Annotated in this window: 16 protein-coding genes and 1 tRNA gene; 4 read left to right on the top strand and 13 right to left on the bottom strand. The window is 60.9% G+C overall.

The annotated features are described in order from the left end of the window. Positions 1-3: 3 nt before the first annotated feature. From BHV64_RS02170 to BHV64_RS02150, 5 genes are all read right to left on the bottom strand, one after another. Positions 4-825: a SufD family Fe-S cluster assembly protein gene (locus BHV64_RS02170; protein WP_217727122.1), complete on the bottom strand. Its 822-nt coding sequence runs from the start codon at positions 823-825 to the stop codon at positions 4-6. Continuing rightward, the gene (gene sufC / locus BHV64_RS02165) at positions 825-1,577 is read right to left on the bottom strand and encodes a Fe-S cluster assembly ATPase SufC (protein ID WP_217727121.1); all 753 of its coding nucleotides are present in this window, start codon (positions 1,575-1,577) and stop codon (positions 825-827) included. Before sufC ends, BHV64_RS02170 begins: the two co-directional genes overlap by 1 nt. A 153-nt stretch (positions 1,578-1,730) precedes the next feature. Continuing rightward, entirely contained in the window at positions 1,731-3,176 is a 1,446-nt protein-coding gene (sufB, locus tag BHV64_RS02160) for a Fe-S cluster assembly protein SufB (protein ID WP_022062369.1), read from the bottom strand. Positions 3,177-3,315: 139 nt separating this feature from the next. Next, positions 3,316-3,627, bottom strand: coding sequence for a hypothetical protein (locus tag BHV64_RS02155; RefSeq protein WP_195579367.1), 312 nt, complete (start codon positions 3,625-3,627; stop codon positions 3,316-3,318). Between the two features lie 113 nt (positions 3,628-3,740). Then, the gene (locus BHV64_RS02150; RefSeq protein WP_288115533.1) at positions 3,741-4,610 is read right to left on the bottom strand and encodes a DUF4861 family protein; all 870 of its coding nucleotides are present in this window, start codon (positions 4,608-4,610) and stop codon (positions 3,741-3,743) included. Between the two features lie 611 nt (positions 4,611-5,221). On the opposite strand from BHV64_RS02150, the gene BHV64_RS02145 reads away from it, so the two are divergent. Continuing rightward, positions 5,222-5,310 (top strand) — tRNA-Ser (locus BHV64_RS02145). A 234-nt stretch (positions 5,311-5,544) separates the two neighbouring features. Then, complete coding sequence (locus tag BHV64_RS02140; protein ID WP_015546580.1) at positions 5,545-6,216, top strand: MarC family protein; 672 nt, start codon at positions 5,545-5,547, stop codon at positions 6,214-6,216. Between the two features lie 29 nt (positions 6,217-6,245). Here the strand turns inward: BHV64_RS02140 and BHV64_RS02135 are convergent, their stop codons facing one another. From BHV64_RS02135 to BHV64_RS02120, 4 genes are all read right to left on the bottom strand, one after another. After that, positions 6,246-7,007, bottom strand: coding sequence for a TIGR03915 family putative DNA repair protein (locus BHV64_RS02135; protein WP_288115532.1), 762 nt, complete (start codon positions 7,005-7,007; stop codon positions 6,246-6,248). 4 nt (positions 7,008-7,011) lie between these two features. Continuing rightward, positions 7,012-8,271 (bottom strand): putative DNA modification/repair radical SAM protein, encoded by a 1,260-nt coding sequence (locus tag BHV64_RS02130; protein WP_168950106.1) that lies wholly within the window; start codon positions 8,269-8,271, stop codon positions 7,012-7,014. A gap of 189 nt (positions 8,272-8,460) precedes the next feature. After that, complete coding sequence (locus BHV64_RS02125; RefSeq protein ID WP_015546577.1) at positions 8,461-8,811, bottom strand: RNA recognition motif domain-containing protein; 351 nt, start codon at positions 8,809-8,811, stop codon at positions 8,461-8,463. Positions 8,812-8,838: 27 nt separating this feature from the next. Then, positions 8,839-9,285: a cold shock domain-containing protein gene (locus BHV64_RS02120; RefSeq protein ID WP_118406476.1), complete on the bottom strand. Its 447-nt coding sequence runs from the start codon at positions 9,283-9,285 to the stop codon at positions 8,839-8,841. Positions 9,286-9,660: 375 nt separating this feature from the next. Between BHV64_RS02120 and BHV64_RS02115 the strand changes: the two genes are divergently transcribed. Then, positions 9,661-10,932, top strand: coding sequence for a porin (locus BHV64_RS02115; RefSeq protein ID WP_022062361.1), 1,272 nt, complete (start codon positions 9,661-9,663; stop codon positions 10,930-10,932). 111 nt (positions 10,933-11,043) lie between these two features. On the opposite strand, the gene BHV64_RS02110 is transcribed toward BHV64_RS02115, so the two are convergent. Both BHV64_RS02110 and BHV64_RS02105 read right to left on the bottom strand, forming a co-directional pair. Continuing rightward, complete coding sequence (locus BHV64_RS02110) at positions 11,044-11,538, bottom strand: 3'-5' exonuclease (RefSeq protein WP_022062360.1); 495 nt, start codon at positions 11,536-11,538, stop codon at positions 11,044-11,046. Between the two features lie 102 nt (positions 11,539-11,640). Next, positions 11,641-13,326: a DUF6377 domain-containing protein gene (locus BHV64_RS02105; RefSeq protein ID WP_217727115.1), complete on the bottom strand. Its 1,686-nt coding sequence runs from the start codon at positions 13,324-13,326 to the stop codon at positions 11,641-11,643. A 222-nt stretch (positions 13,327-13,548) separates the two neighbouring features. Between BHV64_RS02105 and BHV64_RS02100 the strand changes: the two genes are divergently transcribed. Then, positions 13,549-15,654, top strand: coding sequence for a beta-glucosidase (locus BHV64_RS02100; protein WP_256169307.1), 2,106 nt, complete (start codon positions 13,549-13,551; stop codon positions 15,652-15,654). Positions 15,655-16,559: 905 nt separating this feature from the next. Here BHV64_RS02100 and BHV64_RS02095 read toward each other — a convergent pair. Both BHV64_RS02095 and guaA read right to left on the bottom strand, forming a co-directional pair. Further along, positions 16,560-16,691 carry a hypothetical protein gene (locus BHV64_RS02095; RefSeq protein ID WP_256168911.1) on the bottom strand — a complete coding sequence of 44 codons (132 nt, stop codon included), beginning with the start codon at positions 16,689-16,691 and terminating at the stop codon, positions 16,560-16,562. Positions 16,692-16,790: 99 nt separating this feature from the next. After that, entirely contained in the window at positions 16,791-18,317 is a 1,527-nt protein-coding gene (gene guaA / locus BHV64_RS02090) for a glutamine-hydrolyzing GMP synthase (RefSeq protein WP_015546572.1), read from the bottom strand. Positions 18,318-18,321 lie beyond the last annotated feature (4 nt).

Below are 18,321 nucleotides of genomic sequence, written 5' to 3'. Positions count from 1 at the left end.
TTCTCACAGGGTTTCGATTTTCGCCGCGGCCCGTTCCAGGATCGCCCCGCACAGCGGCTCGATGCCGCAGCGGGTCACCACGTCGCCGACGAATCCCTCGATCTGCAACCGCCGGGCCTGGGCTTCGCTCAAACCGCGCTGGCGCATGTAAAGTATCGCCTCGGCATCCATCTGCCCCACCGTCGCGCCGTGCGAGCATTTCACGTCGTCGGCGTAGATTTCCAGCTGCGGCTGGGTCGTGATGCGGGCCGTCCGGCTCAACAGGATATTGCGGCTCTGCTGCCGGGCGTCGGTGCGCTGGGCGTCGGGGGCCACGTAGACCATTCCGCAGAACTCCCCGACAGCCTGCCCGCCGGCAACACCTTTGATGTAGGAATTGCTGCGACAATCGGCGACATTGTGTCCCGTGCGAAGTTTCACCACGCAGTGCTCATTGCCCGCGGCGAGGAATACCCCGCCCAGTTCGTTTTCGGCATCCGCGCCGTCGAGGTCGATGCGGTACGAGGCGTTGGCGCTCGACAACTGCACCGTCGTCAGGCGGCAACGGCTGCGGGCAGCCTGCTTCACCGAGACCTCGGCAAACGCCTCGGCCGTAAACAATTCGGTCAGCTCCAACTGCGCCTCCTCGCCCAACTCCACCTCCACGACCGACATGTCGGCCGCGGTGTGCAGCACGACGATCCGCGCCGAAGCGCCGGCAACGGCCTCGATGCGGAGCTTCCGGGGATCGACCGCCGCAAAGGGTTCGGCCGCAGCCCCGTCGATCCGGAGCACCTCGCCATCCGCCGGACGAAACCTGCGGATGATGTCGAGAATCGCCTCCATTACCGGTCGTATTCGTTGATGAGCCAATCGTACCCCTCCTTCTCGAGCCGAAGGGCCAGCGACTTGTCGCCCGAATGGATGATACGGCCCTTGTAGAGCACGTGCACCACGTCGGGCACGATGTAGTCCAGCAAGCGCTGGTAGTGCGTGATGACCACCGTGGCGTTATCCGCCCGGTGGAGTTTGGTGACGCCCGTGGCGACGATGCGCAGGGCGTCGATGTCGAGCCCCGAGTCGGTCTCGTCCAGGATCGCCAGCTTCGGATCGAGCATCGCCATCTGGAAAATCTCGTTCTTCTTCTTCTCGCCGCCCGAGAAGCCTTCGTTCACGGCCCGCGAGGTGAGTTTCGACGAGAGTTCCACCACGGCGCTCTTCTCGCGCATGAGTTTCAGGAATTCGGCGGCCGAAAGCGGCTCCTCGCCGCGGAACTTGCGCTGTTCGTTGACGGCCAGCTTCATAAAATTAGCCATCGTGACGCCCGGGATCTCCACCGGATACTGGAAGCCCAGGAACAGCCCCAGCCGCGCCCGGTCCTCGATGGGCATCGACAGCAGGTCGCGACCCAGAAACTCGGCCGACCCTTCGGTGACGGTGAACTTTTCATTGCCCGCCAGCACCGACGCCAGCGTCGACTTGCCCGAGCCGTTAGGCCCCATGATGGCATGCACCTCACCGGCCCTGACTTCGAGGTCGATACCCCGGAGAATCTCCTTGCCGTCGACCGAGGCGTGTAAATTATGTACCTTTAACATATCATCAACTTACTATTATTCTCGTTTCCTTTTTTCGCTCTCGCAGGTCGTTTCCACGGCGTTCCGCCGTGTTTGCAAGCCTGACCCCACCCTAAACCCCTTCCTCGGGAGGGGCTTATCGCATGCGACCGGATTGCAGACGCAAACAGCAAACTACCCTACGCTGCCTTCCAACTGGAGAGCCAGCAGTTTTTGCGCCTCGACGGCGAATTCCATCGGCAGTTTGGCCAGCACCTCGCGGGCATAGCCGTTGACGATCAGCCCCACGGCGTCTTCCGTCGAGAGTCCGCGCTGGTTGCAGTAGAACAGCTGGTCGTCGGAGATTTTCGAGGTCGTGGCCTCGTGTTCCACCACACCCGTCGGGTTACGCACGTCGATCACCGGGAAGGTATGCGCCCCGCACTTGTCGCCGATCAGCAGCGAATCGCACTGCGAGTAGTTGCGGGCGTTCTCCGCCCCCTTCGCCACGCGGACCATGCCGCGGTAGGAGTTCTCGCTCCGGCCCGCCGAAATGCCCTTCGAGACGATGCGGCTGCGGGTGTTGCGGCCGATGTGGATCATCTTCGTACCCGTGTCGGCCTGCTGGAAATTGTTGGTCATGGCCACCGAGTAGAACTCCCCGACGGAGTTGTCGCCCGCGAGGATGCAGCTCGGATATTTCCACGTGATCGCCGAACCCGTCTCGACCTGCGTCCACGACAGCCGGGCGTTCTCGCGGCAGATGCCGCGCTTGGTGACGAAGTTATAAATGCCGCCCCGGCCCTGCTTGTCGCCGGGATACCAGTTCTGAACGGTGGAATACTTCACCTCGGCGTCCCGCTCGACCACGATCTCGACCACGGCGGCGTGCAGCTGGTTCTCGTCGCGCTGCGGCGCGGTGCACCCTTCGAGGTAGCTCACGTAGGCGCCCTCGTCGGCCACGATCAGCGTGCGTTCGAACTGCCCCGTGCCGGCGGCGTTGATGCGGAAATAGGTCGACAGCTCCATCGGGCAGCGCACCCCCTTGGGGATGTAGCAGAACGAGCCGTCGGAGAAGACCGCGGCGTTCAGCGCAGCGTAGAAGTTGTCGGTATAGGGCACGACGCTCCCGAGGTATTTTTTCACCAGCTCGGGAAAGTCGCGCAGCGCCTCGGAGATCGAACAGAAGAGGATGCCCTTCTCGGCCAGCACCTCCCTGAAAGTGGTCTTGACCGACACGGAGTCCATCACGGCGTCGACCGCGACGCCCGCAAGAGCCATCTGCTCTTCGAGCGGGATGCCCAGTTTGTCGAACGTGCGCTTCAGCTCGGGGTCGACCTCGTCCATCGAACCGAGCTGCTTTTTGGGCTTGGGAGCCGCGTAGTAGATAATGTCCTGAAAGTCGATCGGGGGGATCGTCAGGTGGGCCCAGGTCGGAGGCTCCAGCGTCAGCCAATGGCGGTAGGCCGCCACGCGCCGCTCGGTCATCCACTCCGGCTCGCCCTTTTTGGCGGAGATCAGCCGCACGACCTCCTCCGAAAGACCCTTGCCGATGGTTTCGGTTTCGATGTCCGTCGTGAAGCCGTACTTGTATTCCTGCTCTCCGATATTCTCCAGTATGTTTTTCTCGTTTTCTGCCATTACAAGCGAAATATCATGCAAAGATACAAAATTCCATTTACATTTTTACCATCTCCCCTGCAAATCCGGTTCCGCAACGGTCAAACGGCAAAAAAGAGGCGCGGAACGTTCCGCGCCTCTTTTTTGCGAAGCCTTCCGGCTACCTGGCGGCCCCGGTATCGTCGGTCGCCGTCCACGTACTGTCGCCGGCAGCCCAGCTGGTCGACAGGCCCGTGATGTTGGGCGAGAGCACACCCGCCGTGACCGAGAGGGTCATCGCATAGTCGGTTCCCGCGTCGTCGCCGCCCGAGCCGCCGCAGTCGGCGACGCTGACCGCATTCGAAGGAATCGCGGGCCGGGCGACCTGCGGCATCTCGAACGGAAGGTTGCAGGCCGGGGCGTGTGCGCGGCATCCTGCGGCGGCTGCCAGGAGCGCCGCGGCTGCGCAAATCGTCACTTGTCTGAAGTTCATAAGAGAGGTGGTTTTATTCGTATACGTAAAATTTTCGCAATTTCAGGTATACAAAAGTACACTGCCCCCGCTTATCGGACAGGGATTTTTTGACGCAAACGATGCACTTTTTCTCAAAACTGTCTGATCCGCGAAACGACGACCGGGGTCCGGGCCGCCCCCACCGACTCCATCAGTCCCAGGACGCATTCGGTATCGCTGCGGTCCTTGAGCCATTCGCTCTTGCGCCAGATCATCTCGAACGCGTAGTCGATCCGTCCGCGGGCATCGGGCGTGAGCTGGAAGAGGTAGCTGGTCTTGTCGTCGGTCTGCGAGACGATCTGCCTCTGCGGCACGGCGACGGCCAGCCCGACGCTCTCGCGCTCCCACTTCACGGTGTCGTTTTCGGGGAAGTCGCGCCCGAAGGCGGCGATCACGTTATCGTTCTTACAAACCTCGCTTTCGGCCATCTTCATCACGCCGGTCGTGAAGACCAGTCCCCTGAAGTCGCCCTCGATGCGGTTTTCGACCTGCACGTCGCCGTGCCCGGCGTAAAGAATGTAGCGCGAGGTCATCGTGATCTCGCGCCCTCCGTAGCGCCACCCTTCGACCCGCATTTCGACCACCGTGCGGATGGGTCCGTCGGCCAGAATGCGGGCTTCGCGGCGTTTGAAATCGGTGATGTGGACCATCTTTCTCTTTTCGGCGTCCCAGCCCTTGAGCGTCCCCACGCCCACCGACCCGAAGACGCGCAGGTTGTCGTGGCCGTAGCCGCGGGAGAGCTGCTCGTCCGAAGGATACCACATCGTCTCGGCCAGCTCGAGCTGCGGACGCTTCTTGCCGTAGGTGTCGATGGTCTGCTTGTTGTCGAAATAGATGCGGTAGGCGGCGTACTCCGACTCGAAGGCCGGGCCGTGGTGGTGCAGTTTATGGTACATGTCGTTCTTCTCCGAGGAGGCGCAACCGACGGCTCGCAGGGTCTTGTCGGGGTTCTTGAGCCACATCTGGGCATGTACGCGTTTTTTGAAAACGCGCTTGTCGGGTTCTGGTGTCCCGTGATGTTGGCTACGAAAACCAGTTCGCCCAGCCGTTTGTCCAGCTGGGAAGGAATCTGATGCACGCCCCCGAGCGACACGACGGCGCTCTGCGCCCACTCGGGCACATCGCGGATCACGACCGGACATTCGGCGCGCTTGCCCGTGACCGTCACACGGTAGAGGCATTTCCGGGTTTTGGCATTCAGGCTGCAAACGGCCCCGAGGGCCAGCAAAAGCAAGAGAATCCGTTTCATGGCTATTCCAGTTTTCGATGATTCGTTCCGGTCGTGCGCAGCTTGGGAGAGCCGCCGGGGGCAGTCCGCCCGGGAAAGCGCACGGCGCAGCTTCGGGCAGCACCTCGGCGAGCGGCCGCACGAGGCGGTTTTCCGGCGCAGGCTGCGCTGCGGCGGATACCGCGACAAAAGCAGCACACCATATGTAATATGCAACGGGTGCGTTTCAAACCGGGGTCGAGGATTTACGCAAAAATACAAATTTTGACCGCATTTCTTTGTATTTCCCTAAAAAGATTCTATATTTGCACACCCTTTCGGAGTTAACAGCCGGAAGGCGTGTCCGGAGAGGTGGGTGAGTGGCTGAAACCACCGGTTTGCTAAACCGACGTACGGGGCAACCTGTACCACGAGTTCGAATCTCGTCCTCTCCGCAAAAGCCGACACGCAAAGCGGCTATAAAACAGAAAACCCTGCAAGATCAACGACTTGCAGGGTTTTACTTTTCCGGTCTGCGATTGTTGTCGTCGTTGGAGACCGGGATTACGCGTGATCCGGAAACCGAACGGCTTCCGCCTCCGGGCGATATGGCTCCACCCGCAAACCGGAAAGGTTTGGAACGGTTCTTGCTGGAGTCAAGCCTGCAATACAAAGTTCCGAACCTCAAGATGTTAAAGGAAGGGTTTCTGTTCACGTTCATATCCGCCTTCATGGCGCTGTTCCCGGTGGCCAACCCGGTGGGAGCCGGATTCCTGGTCAACGGACTGCTGTCGGGGCTGAACGACGAGGACCGCAGGTCGATCATCCGCAGAATCGTCACCGACTATCTGCTCGTCGGGCTGGGCAGCCTGGCCGTGGGGCATTTCGTGCTGTCGCTTTTCGGGCTTTCGCTCCCGGTCATCCAACTGGGCGGAGGACTGCTGATCTGCCGCACCGCCCTGCAATGGCTCGGCGATTCGGACTCCTCGGTGGGACGGACGCAGGGCAAGGACGTCAACCCCATTCACAAATCGGCCATCGAGTCGCAGATCTTCTACCCGATCACCTTTCCCATCAGCATCGGCCCGGGCAGCGTCTCGGTCATCCTGACGCTGATGGCGTCGGTCAGCATGAAGAACGGCTGGGCGCGGGGCCTGCTCTCCTACGCGATCATCGCGCTGGTCATCGTACTGATGTGCCTGATACTTTATCTGTTCCTGTCGCAGGGCGAACGGATCATCCGCAAAATCGGCAACAGCGGCAGCATCGTCATCAACAAGATGGTCGCCTTCTTCACCTTCTGCGTCGGCGTCCAGATCGTCGTGACGGGCATCGCCAAGCTGTTCAACCTGCATGTCTGACCGAAAACCGGCCTCCCCGTCCCGGCCGGTCACTCCATTTCAGTCAGATGCTTCCAGTAACGACGGGGCATCATACGGCGCTGCTGGCGCTCGTTGATGCGCTGGGGGATCGCCAGCGCCCGGAAATAGTTTTTCCACAGCAGCTGAAACTGCCGCTCGTCCTCGGCGAGCCATTCGTCGGCAAGTTTGTCGGCGATCATTCCCCGGTCGTCCTCCAGCGTGACGCACCGCGCCGTATGCCCGTCGTAATAGTAGCCGCAATCGCGCCGCCTGTCGTAGATCAGCCACCGCTGGTCGGCGAAACGGTCGGTGAAATAGTCCACCGCCAACGGCAGGGCGTCGTGCTCGGGCGTGACGGCGGCGAAATAGGTCCCGTCGGCGGCTTTCTGGAAGCGGACGAACTGTTTGAGACGTTCCCGCTCGTGGGAGACCTTGAGCGCCAACTGGAAAAGGGACTTCATGTCGGGATCGGCCTGGTCGGCCACGACGCCTCCGCCCTCGTCGAAAACACGGCGCAGACAGCGCAGCATCAGCAGGTCGCCCTGCGGCTGCTCCCCGTGCCAGGCATAGACGAACATCGAACGGGTGCGGGCGGTCAGCCGCCGTTCCAGTCCCCGCCACACACGGCCGGCATGCGCCTCGTCGGTCGCAACGTCGTGGACGCGCTCCGTAAAAAGCGGTTCGGGTTCCCCGGGGCCGATCAGCGCCTCGGGAAACGCCCGCATCGAGTAGGCATCGAACAGGGCCGACAGCAGCCCGTCGAAGGATTTGTCGTATCGGAAAACCAGCATCGCGTCAGAAAAGGGTCAGTTGGCCTTCGTTCCGATCCTGCCTGCGCCGCTGCGGAGCGGTCAGCAGGCGGCGCACCTGCTCGGGGCGCAGTTCGTTGACGCCCTGCCCCGCAGTAAGTTCCCGGCAGCTGATGAAATACTGCGCCTTCTTCATCACCACGCCGATCTGCCGCAGCGACTGCTGCGTCAGCGTCCGGTAGCGGCGCGAGGAGACGATCAGCCGGGCCGACTTGACCCCGATGCCCGGCACGCGCAGCAGAGCCTCGTAGTCCGCACGGTTGACATCGACAGGAAAAAACGCGGGATTCCGCAAAGCCCAGGCCAGCTTGGGGTCGATGTCGAGATCCAGCCGGGGCGTCTGCTCATCGGCGATCTCCTCGGCGCGGAACCCGTAGAAACGCATCAGCCAGTCGGCCTGGTAGAGCCGGTTCTCGCGCACGAGCGGCGCCTTGTCGAGCGCCGGAAGCCGCTTGTCGTAGGGATTGACGGGAATGAAGCCCGAGTAGTAGACCCGCTTCATCGTGGGCCGTCCGTAGAGGGCCGACGAGAGCAGCAGGATGTCGCGGTCGCTCTCGTCCGTGGCCCCGACGATCATCTGCGTGCTCTGCCCGGCAGGAGCGAAGCGGGGCGCATGGCGGAAGCGCGTACGCTCCTCGGCGCTCTGGAGCACCCCCTGCTGGATGTAGCTCATCGGGCGGTAGATGCTTTCGTAATTCTTGTCGGGGGCCAGCAATTGCAGGTTGCGTTCGGTCGGGATTTCGATGTTGACGCTCATGCGGTCGGCGTAGCGTCCGGCCTCGGCCACCAGTTCGCGGCTGGCACCGGGAATGCTCTTCAGATGGATGTACCCGTTGAAACGGTGCACCGTGCGCAGGTCGCGGGCCACGCGGACCATGCGCTCCATCGTATAGTCGGGATCGCGGACGACGCCCGACGAGAGGAAAAGCCCCTCGATGTAGTTGCGGCGATAGAACTCGATGGTCAGTTCGGCCAGTTCGCCCGGCGTGAAGGCGGCGCGCGGAATGTCGTTGCTGCGGCGGTTGATGCAGTAGGCGCAGTCGTAGATGCAGACGTTGGTGAGCATGATCTTCAGCAGCGAGACGCAGCGTCCGTCGGCCGTGAAGGAGTGGCAGATGCCCCACCCCGCGGCGCTGCCCACCCCGCCCGCACGATGCTTGCGCGTCACGCCGCTCGAAGCGCACGAAACGTCGTATTTGGCCGACTCGGCCAGCACCTTGAGTTTTTCGAGCACCGTCTCCTTCATGGCGGCAAGTTATCGCTTTTTTCGGGAAAAACAGAGGTCCCGCGGGTAATTTTTCGCTCTTTTTCCCGATGTCGCTGGGCGTGTGGAAAATAGGGAAAAACAAAAAACGGGGCGGTAAAAACCGCCCCGCTCCGTATGGTATGGGGAGAAACGCTCTCCCGGAGATCCGTTCTGAAATAAAATCCGGAATTAGTACCGGTTGCGACCGTAACCGCCGCCGTTGCCGCCGTAGCCTCCGCCACGGTTGCCGCCGTAACCGCCTCCGCGATTGCCGCCGTAGCCGCCCGAAGAGCGCTCCTCGCGGGGACGAGCCACGTTGACCGTGATCGTCTGACCCTCGAAGCTGGTTCCGTTGAGCTGGTCGATGGCCTTCTGACCCTCTTCCTCATTGGGCATCTCGACGAAGCCGAAACCGCGCGAACGGCCCGTCTCCCGGTCGGTAATAACGTTAGCCGACGCTACTTCGCCGAACTGCATGAATAAATTTCCTAAGCCCTCACTGCTCGTGCCCCAGCTCAGATGCGAAACATAAATGTTCATTCTCTTGATAAGTTAATTAAAAAAGTGTTATTTGTTACTGATAACTATTCGTACTGCATTCATTCCCCGCGTGCCGCGTTCGAGTTCGAACGTCACCCGGTCCCCTTCGGCAATGCCCGCCGGGGCGTTGGTGATGTGAAAAAAGTATTTCTCGGAACTGGCGGCATCCTTGATGAAGCCGTAGCCTTTGGATGCGGTGAAATATTCCACCCGGCCGCTCATCGGCTCCTCCTCCTCGATTTCCGACTGTCTCGGGACCGAAATTTCGATCTGCGAGGCGTCGATCTCCTCCTTGGGCTTCACATCCTGCGGGGTCGTGTGAAGGACGCCGTTTTCGTCGACATACGCCAGCATGTCCTCGAAACTGCGGCTCCCGCCGCTCAGACGCTCCTCCTTTTTCTTCTGCTTGTCCTGACGTTTGGTCTGCTTTAATTTCTCTCTTTCTCTCTTTCCCGATGTAATTCGTTTGGCCATTTATCAATTATTTTTTTGCAAATACCGAAGCGCACAAGGCGCACCGCTCCCAACAAAAGAGCAAGCTAATGAGGTCGATTTTGAGAATGGGGGAAACCGCGATGGACTGCGGGATCAAACACTTACAAAGAAAGATTCAAAACAAAACTCGATTGTTTGGCAACAAAGATACACATTTTATTCCAGAAATCCTATTTTTCCGGATTTTATCTCTTCCGCCGCATCTTTTTACCCGCCGAAAGCCCTCTGCCGCCCCTGTATTTCAAATTCGTTTCAGATTTACGCCCCAACTTTGCATCGCGGTTCCCCGGACTCTGCATATTTTTTGTACTTTTGTCCGACATGCAACCGAAAGAGAATTAACAGAAAGATACGATGAAAAAATTCCCGATCCTGCTCCTGCTGACCGCCTGCTGGTCGCTGGCCGCGGCACAGGAGAGGCCGCAGGTCCCTGCGGCGCAGAAACGCAACCTCCGCACCGAAATCATCGCGGCCGATTCGACCGGCGAACTGCTGGCACAGCTGCGCAACATGCCCAACATCGAAATCGGCAAGGGCATCACCTTCCGGCCCAAAAACGACTGGTTCGAACTGACGATGCGCTTCCGCATGCAGAACCTTCTGGCGCTGTCGTTCGACGACGACTTCACGCTCACCAAGACCGAGGCCCGCGTCAAACGGCTGCGGCTGCGCTTCGACGGTTACATCTATTCGCCCAAACTGGTCTACTCGGTCCAGCTGGGATTCACCTCCTACGACACAGAGCCGCTGCCCGGCGGCGACATGAACATCGTGCGCGACGCCATCGTCTACTACGTGCCCAACGCCACCTGGAACATCGGCTTCGGGCAGACCAAGATCAAGGCCAACCGCGCGCGGATCAACTCGTCGAGCGCCCTGCAATTCGTCGACCGGAGCATCGTCAACAGCGAATTCAACCTCGACCGCGACTTCGGGTTCTTCGGCGAATACAACATGCGCCACGGCGAGGGCTTCAACCTCTCGGCAAAAGGCTCCGTCACGCTGGGCGAAGGCCGCAACTGGGGCAGTTCGCCGACCGGAGGGCTGGCCTATACGGGGCGTCTGGAACTCTATCCGCTGGGACGCTTCAAGTCGAAGGGCGACGTCATCGAGGGCAACTACGAATTCGAGGAGCGGGTGAAGATTCTGCTCGCCGGAGCCTACTCCTACAACCACAAGGCCTCGCGGCTGAAGGGTCAGCGGGGAGCCGTGATGCCCGGCGACGCCACACGCAACCTGGGGTCCTATTTCGTCGATTTCATCCTCGAATACCGGGGCTTCGCCTTCTACACCGATTTCATGGGCCGTTCGTGCAGCGACCCGCTGTTCAGCCCCGAAACCGGAGCCTTCGTCTACAACGGGCAGGGTCTCAACGTGCAGACCAGCTACCTGTTCAACAAAAAATGGGAAATCGCCCTGCGCAACTCGACGCTGTTCCCGGACAGCGAAGTGCAGCCGCTGGCCGGATACCGCAACTGGAACCAGACCACGCTGGGCATCACGCGCTACATCATCGGCCACAGCCTCAAAGTGCAGGCCGACATGTCGTACAACACCCGGAGCAGGTCCATAGACCCCAATTACAACCGCTGGGAGATCCGCTTCCAGCTGGAGCTGGGGCTTTGACGGAGAGAAAAGGCCGTCCGAAAAATCCGTCCGAAAAAAATCACCCCTGCCGGAAGCTCTCCGGCAGGGGTGAAATCGTAAAAATCAGACTTCTCGAGCGACACCTATATATTATAGGATTTTCAGGGCGATCTGCGCGCACGCCTCGGCATCGGCCAGCGCGTGGTGGTGGTTTTCGAGTTCGAAGCCGCAGGCGGCGGAGACGGTGTGCAGCTGATGGTTGGGCAGGCGGCTGCCGAAGGTGCGGCGCGAGGCCCGACAGGTGCAGTAGAAGGTATAACCGGGCCAGGGCATGCCGTACAGTTCGAAGACGGCCCGCAGGCAGCCTTCGTCGAAGGGCGAGTTGTGGGCCACGAGCGGCAGCCCCTCGATACGGGGTTCGATTTCGCGCCACACCGACGCGAAATCGGGGGCATCAGCCGTATCTTCATAGCGCAGACCGTGGATGGCCGTCGTGAAATGGCTGTAAAAATTGGGACGGGGACGGATCAGGCGGTAAAACGTATCGACCACCTCGCCGCCGCGCACGACGACGACGCCCACCGAGCAGACGCTCGTGCGCTTGCCGTTGGCCGTTTCGAAATCTATGGCTGCAAAATCTTTCATCGTATCGGTATATGCGAGCTGCAAATATACGCATTTCCGCGTCGGAGCGTACACCCCGAGCGAAAAAACTCCGTGTTTCGCCGACAAGAGGCCCCGTTCCGATCAGGTCCCGGAAAGCTCCGCGGCATCGTCCCAGAGACCGATGGACTGCACCCGCTGTTCGAAATCCCGCTCCGGAACGAGCGAACGCAACCGCATGCGCGAACGGTAGCTGTACACCGTATTGACCGAACAGTGCAGCAGTGCGGCGATGGTCGCCGTGTCGGTGATGCCCAGCCGGACCAGCGCGAAGATGCGCAGTTCGGTCGTGAGGCTTCCCGGACGGCGGACCCCGATGCGCGCATCGTCGGCGAGCAGGCGGTTGAACTCCCCGATGAACGAGGGGAAAAGCCCCAGGAAGGTGGTGTCGAAATTGTGGTAAAACTCTTTCAGTTCGTCGCTCCGGACATCGGTTCCGGCGTACTCGCGGCGCAGCTCGTCGGAACGGCCGTCGCGCAGCATCCGGCCGACATGACGGTAGGTGTCGGCCAGTTTGTAGATATATTCGGAGATCGTCTTCAGGAACCCGCCGATATAAACCTCCTTGATGCGGTTGGCGTCAGCGATGCGGATGTTCTGCCGGCTCAAGTCGGCATTGGTTTCGCGCAGGCTGGCAGCCAGCTCGGCCAGTTTCCCGTTCGACTCGCGCAAGGTCTGCTGCACGGCGTTGAGCCGCCGGTTCTGGCGCAGGACGAACAGCACGCCTCCGATTGCCGAGAGGGCGAAAAGAAAGGCCAGAAGGATCAGCGCGACGTACATCGCGCGCAGACGGGCATTGCGCTCGCTGTACGCCTGCTCGATCTGGGGCAGAATCGCCATGTCGCGCCACGAACGGATGGGCGAATTGTAGGCCTGCGTGTCGTTGATCGCAACGCGGATACACCGCATCGCCCGTGCGGCGTCGCCCCGGCGCAGCAGCTCTTCGGCCACGCCGCCCAAGGCGCCGTAGTCGCGGACAGCTCCCTGCACGTCGGCCATGGCGGCGCGCACGAGCCATTCGAAACGAGCCGCTTCGTCGCCCCGGAACCTTTCGGTCTCCGAACGGTAGAACGCCGCCCGAGCATAGTCGTGCGACGCGGGCGGAGCGCATGCCAACGCACTGTCGCAGGCCGCGGCGGCACGGTCGTAATCCCCTTCGTCCACAGCGACGAGGTAGGCGAAATAGAAACGTTTCGAAATGTCGCCGGTGGTTTCCAGCGCACGGCGGGCGTAGTACTCCTCGCAGGCCCGAAACCGGTCGCGCTCCGCCCCCGGCTCGCTCTGGCTGCGGCACTCGCGGTTCTGACGGTGCTGCGCGGCATAATAGGCCGCCTGCGTCGCACGGCTCATATGCAGCGTGTCGGTCGCCCCGGCCAGCACCCGGTCGGCTTCGAGGAAGCGGCCGTTCATGCTGTAACACATCGCCATGACCGATTTGGCGCGGATCGTCAGGTCGGCATTCCCCGCCCTTTCGGCCAGCGCGACATTCCGGCGCAGGTAGGCGATCGTCGAGTCGCTCTGGTAGGCGAAATAACGCTCCGCGATCTCCGCCGTGACGGCATAACGCGCCCCGAACCCGAGGGTGTCGCCGCATAGCAGGGATTTGAGCGAGTCGAGGCGCGCTTCGTGACGGAGCAGGAACTCCTCGCGGCGGTCGAGCAGACCGTCCAGGCGGCGAAGCAGCGTATGTATGTCCGAAGGTTCCCCGGCACGCAGGCCGGATGCGGAGACGACGAGAAAGGCCGCGAAAAGGAGAGGCAGTTTTTTCATTTCAGGCAACGGATTTGCACAAATATAACGATAAAAAGCATGCAAAAGCAAATTATCGGACCTGTTTTATTTGTATAATTCAACGCCATCCGAAACATCAATCAACTGGTTTTCAGAAAACTGACAGTTCATATCATTTATATTTTTCCGAAGAGCCGTTCCGGCGGGCCGTTCATGCGCTAACTTTGCAAAAGACAGAAACGCAAACCAATTCAAAAAACGATGAAAACCTCCGTAAAACTTTTGCTCGCCTTCGCAACGGCAGCCGCGGCGATCGCACCGGCCGCCGCCCAGCAGGTCGTAGCGTGGGACGAGGCCTACCGGCAGGCCGACGCCCGGATCGCACAGCTGACCCTCGACGAGAAGATCTCGTTCATGCGCGGCTACTCCTCGTTCTTCTTCTACGGCGTGCCCGAGAAAGGCATGCCCTACATCTATCTCTCCGACGCCACGCAGGGCGTGCACATGCGCGACAACCTGTCCGACCCGACGATGGTCCGCCAGCTGGAGCGTTCGACGGCCTTTCCGTGCCCGATCTCCCTCGCAGCGACCTTCAACCCGTCGCTGGCCTATCGTTATGCCGAAGCCGTGGGCGAAGAGTGCCGCGCCGGAGGCATCGAAGTCCTGCTGGGTCCGGGCATGAACATCTACCGCAACTCGCAGAACGGACGCAACTTCGAATACATGGGCGAAGATCCGCTGCTCGCCTCGGCGATGGTCGCCGAGTATGTGAAGGGCATGCAGTCGACGGGAACCGTGGCGTGTCTGAAACACTTCATCTGCAACGAGACGGAATTTTACCGCCGCCGCTCGAACTCGATCGTCGACGAACGGGCGCTGCACGAACTCTACCTGCCGCCGTTCAAGGCCGGCATCGACGCTGGCGTGGGTTACGTGATGACCTCCTACAACCGCCTCAACGGCGAGTGGGCCGGGCAGAACGCCGACCTGATCCGGCGCATCCTGCGCGGCGAGCTGGGATTCCGGGGCTGCGTGATGAGCGACTGGTCGTCGGTGAACGACACGGAGAAGGTGGTCAAGAGCGGCCAGAACGTCGAGATGCCGGGCCGCAAGGAGTTCTTCGGCGAGGTGCGCGCGCTGCTCAAGGAGGGCCGCATCACCGAAAGGGACATTGAGAAAATGATCCGCCCCAACATCGCCACGAGCATCGCCTTCGGACTTTACGACCGGGAGAAGTACGTTCCCGCCCTGCTGGAGAAATTCCCGGCGCACAAGCAGACCGGCTACGACGTGGCCGCCGAGGGCATCGTACTGCTGCGCAACAACGGCATCCTGCCCCTCGCCGAAGGCCGCAAAATCCTGCTGACGGGACGCTTCACCGAGCAGATTCCCCGCACGGGAGGCAGCACGTCGTCCTCGGCCGAGGTGCTGGGCTACGACAACGTGACGCTGACCGCGGCGCTCCGCGAGGTCTACGGCGATGCGGTCCGCGTCGTCGAAAAACCCTCCCGCGAGGAGCTGGCCGCCGCCGACGTGGTGCTGCTCTCGACGGGCACGATCGACGTGGAGTCGTTCGAACGCCCCTTCGCGCTGCCCAAGGAGGAGGAGGCCTTCATCCGCACGGCCGTCGAGTCCAATCCCAACACCATCGTGCTGGTCAACTCGGGTTCGGGAATCCGCATGGGCGGCTGGAACGACAAAGCCGCGGCGGTGATCTACGGCTGGTATCCGGGCCAGAGCGGCTTCACGGCGCTGGCCGACATTCTTTCGGGCAAACTGTCGCCCTCGGGCAAACTGCCCATGACCATCGAGAAGGAGTTCAACGACTCCCCCGCCAAAGGCACGATGCCCGCCGGCGCGGAGTTCTACAACAAGGCGCCCCGCGCCTACAACGAACGCCTGATCCAGCTCTACGACATCGACTACAAGGAGTCGGTGCTGGTCGGCTACCGCTGGTACGAGACCAAGGGCATCGCACCGCTCTACCCCTTCGGATTCGGACTTTCGTACACCACGTTCGAGCTTTCGAAACCCCGCGCCCCGAAGGTGTTCCCCGCCGACAAGCCGCTGAAGGTGAGCGTCACGCTGACCAACACGGGCGACCGCGAGGGCGCGGAGGTCGTGCAGCTCTACGTCACGGAGAACGCCCCGACGGTCCTCCGGCCGAAAAAGGAGCTGAAAGGCTTCCGGAAAGTGACCCTGGCCCCCGGCAAAAGCGCCGTCGTGGAGTTCGAACTCGACCGGCAGGCGCTGGCGTTCTGGGACACGCAGTCGCGCGGCTGGAAGGTCAACCCGGGCGAATACACCCTTTCGCTGGGAACCTCGTCGGCCGACATCGCCGCCACGCTGCCCGTCTCGGTGAAATAACCCCGCAGCGGCAAGAAAGGACCGCATCCGCGGAGAGTTCACTATTGACTATCGTAAACGAGGTTTCGGTTTCCAGGCCATCGCCTCGTTTACTTTTTTTGCCTTTCATTGCGCATCATACTGAATGACAACATGCAGTCTCTCGCCTTCTCGCCCATTCCCGAACAGAATCCGATCGAAGCATACGGCAATATGCTGCATTCGGACGGATTCATCTCCGTTTCCGGCATAAATCGCCGAAAAATTTGCCGGCCCCGTATGAACCGTTAATTTTGTATATGGATTCAGTTTGTCGGAATGCGTAAATCGGTATTCATACTGCTAACGGTTTTCATGGCCTGCCTGCTCTGCAAGGAGTCGGGGAACAGGCCGGACGCTCCATGGAAATTCACGAATGAAACGTTCCTAACCCGTGGGGGGGGGAATTTACTTGCCGACCAATGGCAATGCGAATACGTCTATAATTCCAATTTAAGTCTTACCGGTGTCTTGCAGGAGTGCGAAAAAGCACGCACGTCCGTATCCATGTTCCAGCGCGGAGCCCAAGGGTGCTCGCGTGCTGCGTTTTTATCAATGTGTTGCGTCACATACGGTATTTCGGGCGTTGCCGGACTCGTTGCAAGGGTGCACAGAAAAGGTTTCGCTGCCGGACTGCATGCCGTAGACCATTACGTCTACCGTCTGCGCCGGCTCATTATTTAGCCATGCGGCAAGAAAATTCACAAAAAGCCATGCACGCTGTTTACAGCGAAACAATCTATACCGGGCATCGCCGCCCAGGGCTTTTCCATAGCCCGTCCTAAACAAAAAATGCGCGTACACTGCGGCATAATGCCCGGCCGCATCAGGCCCCGACAATCAAGGCCCGCATGCGCTCCCCGTTTTCAAGCCCGTCACCGTGTCCTTCATTTTTTCACCCGCACCTCGTACAGGTCGCTGCGGCGGTCCTTGAGGTTGCAGACCTCTTTCGGAATTTCCATGACGACGGTCGGAATAGGCGAAACGCCCGCTGCGGATTGCAGTTCAGAACGATGCATATAAACAAAAGCAAACGAGGCGACGGTCTGGAAACCGAAACCTCGTTTACAACAGTGAATTTCCCGCGGATGCGGTCCTTTTTCATAACGGGAATCCCCCTACTCCCACTCGATGGTTGCGGGCGGTTTGGAGGAGATGTCGTAGACTACGCGGTTGACCCCCTTGACCTTGTTGATGATGTCGTTCGACACGTTGGCCAGGAACTCGTAGGGCAGGTGCACCCAGTCGGCCGTCATGCCGTCCGTGGAGGTCACGGCGCGCAGGGCCACGCAGCTCTCGTAGGTGCGCTCGTCGCCCATCACGCCGACGCTCTTCACCGGAAGCAGGACAGCCCCCGCCTGCCACACCTGGTCGTACAGCCCGGCGGCGCGCAGCGAGTCGATATAGATTTTGTCGACGTTCTGGAGGATTTCGACCTTCTCGGGCGTGATGTCGCCCAGAATGCGGATCGCAAGGCCCGGTCCCGGGAAGGGATGGCGGCCGATCAGCTGTTCGGAAATGCCCATCGAACGGCCCACGCGGCGCACCTCGTCCTTGAACAGCAGGCGCAGCGGCTCGACGATCTTCAGGTTCATCTTCTCGGGAAGCCCGCCGACGTTGTGGTGCGACTTGATCGTGGCCGAAGGGCCGTTGACCGAACACGACTCGATCACATCCGGATAGATCGTACCCTGCGCCAGCCACTTGACGTCCTTGATCTGAATGGCCTCCTCGTTGAAAACCTCCACGAAGTCGCGGCCGATGATCTTGCGCTTCCGCTCGGGGTCCGTAACGCCCGCCAGATCGCCCAGGAACTTGGCCGAGGCATTCACGCCCTTGACGTTCAGCCCCATGTGCTTATAGGACTCCAGCACCTCCCCGAACTCGTTCTTGCGCAGCAGGCCCGAGTCGACGAAGACGCAGTAGAGGTTCTTGCCGATGGCCTTGTGCAGCAGCACGGCCGCCACCGACGAATCCACGCCGCCCGAAAGCGCCAGCACGACCTTGTCGTCGCCCAGCTTCTCGCGCAGTTCGCGCACGGTAGCCTCCACGAAACCCTCCGAGGTCCACGACTGCCCGCAGCCGCAGATGTCCACGACGAAGTTTTTGAGCAGCTGCGTGCCGTCGGTCGAATGGTACACTTCGGGGTGGAACTGGATGCCCCACGTCTGCTCGCCCCCGACGTGGAAGGCGGCGACGCGCACGTCCTCGGTGCTGGCGATCAGTTCATAGTTGTCGGGCACGCGCGTAATGGTGTCGCCGTGCGACATCCACACCTGCGTGCGGGCCGGAAGGCCGCGCATCAGCGCATCCGAGGCGTCGCCCACGGTGAGCATCGCACGGCCGTATTCGCGGCTGGGCGCGGGCTGCACCTCGCCGCCGAAAGCCGAGGCGAGGAACTGCGCGCCGTAGCAGACGCCCAGCAGCGGCAGTTTGCCCTTGATGGCCGAAAGGTCGGGAGTCGGGGCCTGTGCGTCCCGCACGGAGAAGGGACTGCCCGAAAGAATCACGCCCCGCACCGACGCGTCTATCGCCGGAATTTTGTTGAAGGGGTGGATTTCGCAATAGACGTTCAGTTCGCGGACACGGCGTGCGATCAGCTGCGTGTACTGCGATCCGAAGTCGAGAATCAGGATTTTTTCCATATCA

Origin of the sequence: Alistipes sp. 56_sp_Nov_56_25 (assembly GCF_001915285.1) — a bacterium.
In the GTDB taxonomy this organism is placed as follows: Bacteria; Bacteroidota; Bacteroidia; order Bacteroidales; family Rikenellaceae; genus Alistipes; species Alistipes shahii.
This window is presented reverse-complemented; position numbering and strand designations above follow the sequence as displayed.

Excerpts from the sequence above, each read along its gene's own strand:
- BHV64_RS02170 (WP_217727122.1), bottom strand. The coding sequence starts at position 825 with ATGGAGGCGATTCTCGACATCATCCGCAGGTTTCGTCCGGCGGATGGC.
- sufC (WP_217727121.1), bottom strand. The coding sequence starts at position 1,577 with ATGTTAAAGGTACATAATTTACACGCCTCGGTCGACGGCAAGGAGATT.
- sufB (WP_022062369.1), bottom strand. The coding sequence starts at position 3,176 with ATGGCAGAAAACGAGAAAAACATACTGGAGAATATCGGAGAGCAGGAA.
- BHV64_RS02155 (WP_195579367.1), bottom strand. The coding sequence starts at position 3,627 with ATGAACTTCAGACAAGTGACGATTTGCGCAGCCGCGGCGCTCCTGGCA.
- BHV64_RS02150 (WP_288115533.1), bottom strand. The coding sequence starts at position 4,610 with ATGTGGCTCAAGAACCCCGACAAGACCCTGCGAGCCGTCGGTTGCGCC.
- BHV64_RS02140 (WP_015546580.1), top strand. The coding sequence starts at position 5,545 with ATGTTAAAGGAAGGGTTTCTGTTCACGTTCATATCCGCCTTCATGGCG.
- BHV64_RS02135 (WP_288115532.1), bottom strand. The coding sequence starts at position 7,007 with ATGCTGGTTTTCCGATACGACAAATCCTTCGACGGGCTGCTGTCGGCC.
- BHV64_RS02130 (WP_168950106.1), bottom strand. The coding sequence starts at position 8,271 with ATGAAGGAGACGGTGCTCGAAAAACTCAAGGTGCTGGCCGAGTCGGCC.
- BHV64_RS02125 (WP_015546577.1), bottom strand. The coding sequence starts at position 8,811 with ATGAACATTTATGTTTCGCATCTGAGCTGGGGCACGAGCAGTGAGGGC.
- BHV64_RS02120 (WP_118406476.1), bottom strand. The coding sequence starts at position 9,285 with ATGGCCAAACGAATTACATCGGGAAAGAGAGAAAGAGAGAAATTAAAG.
- BHV64_RS02115 (WP_022062361.1), top strand. The coding sequence starts at position 9,661 with ATGAAAAAATTCCCGATCCTGCTCCTGCTGACCGCCTGCTGGTCGCTG.
- BHV64_RS02110 (WP_022062360.1), bottom strand. The coding sequence starts at position 11,538 with ATGAAAGATTTTGCAGCCATAGATTTCGAAACGGCCAACGGCAAGCGC.
- BHV64_RS02105 (WP_217727115.1), bottom strand. The coding sequence starts at position 13,326 with ATGAAAAAACTGCCTCTCCTTTTCGCGGCCTTTCTCGTCGTCTCCGCA.
- BHV64_RS02100 (WP_256169307.1), top strand. The coding sequence starts at position 13,549 with ATGAAAACCTCCGTAAAACTTTTGCTCGCCTTCGCAACGGCAGCCGCG.
- BHV64_RS02095 (WP_256168911.1), bottom strand. The coding sequence starts at position 16,691 with ATGCATCGTTCTGAACTGCAATCCGCAGCGGGCGTTTCGCCTATTCCG.
- guaA (WP_015546572.1), bottom strand. The coding sequence starts at position 18,317 with ATGGAAAAAATCCTGATTCTCGACTTCGGATCGCAGTACACGCAGCTG.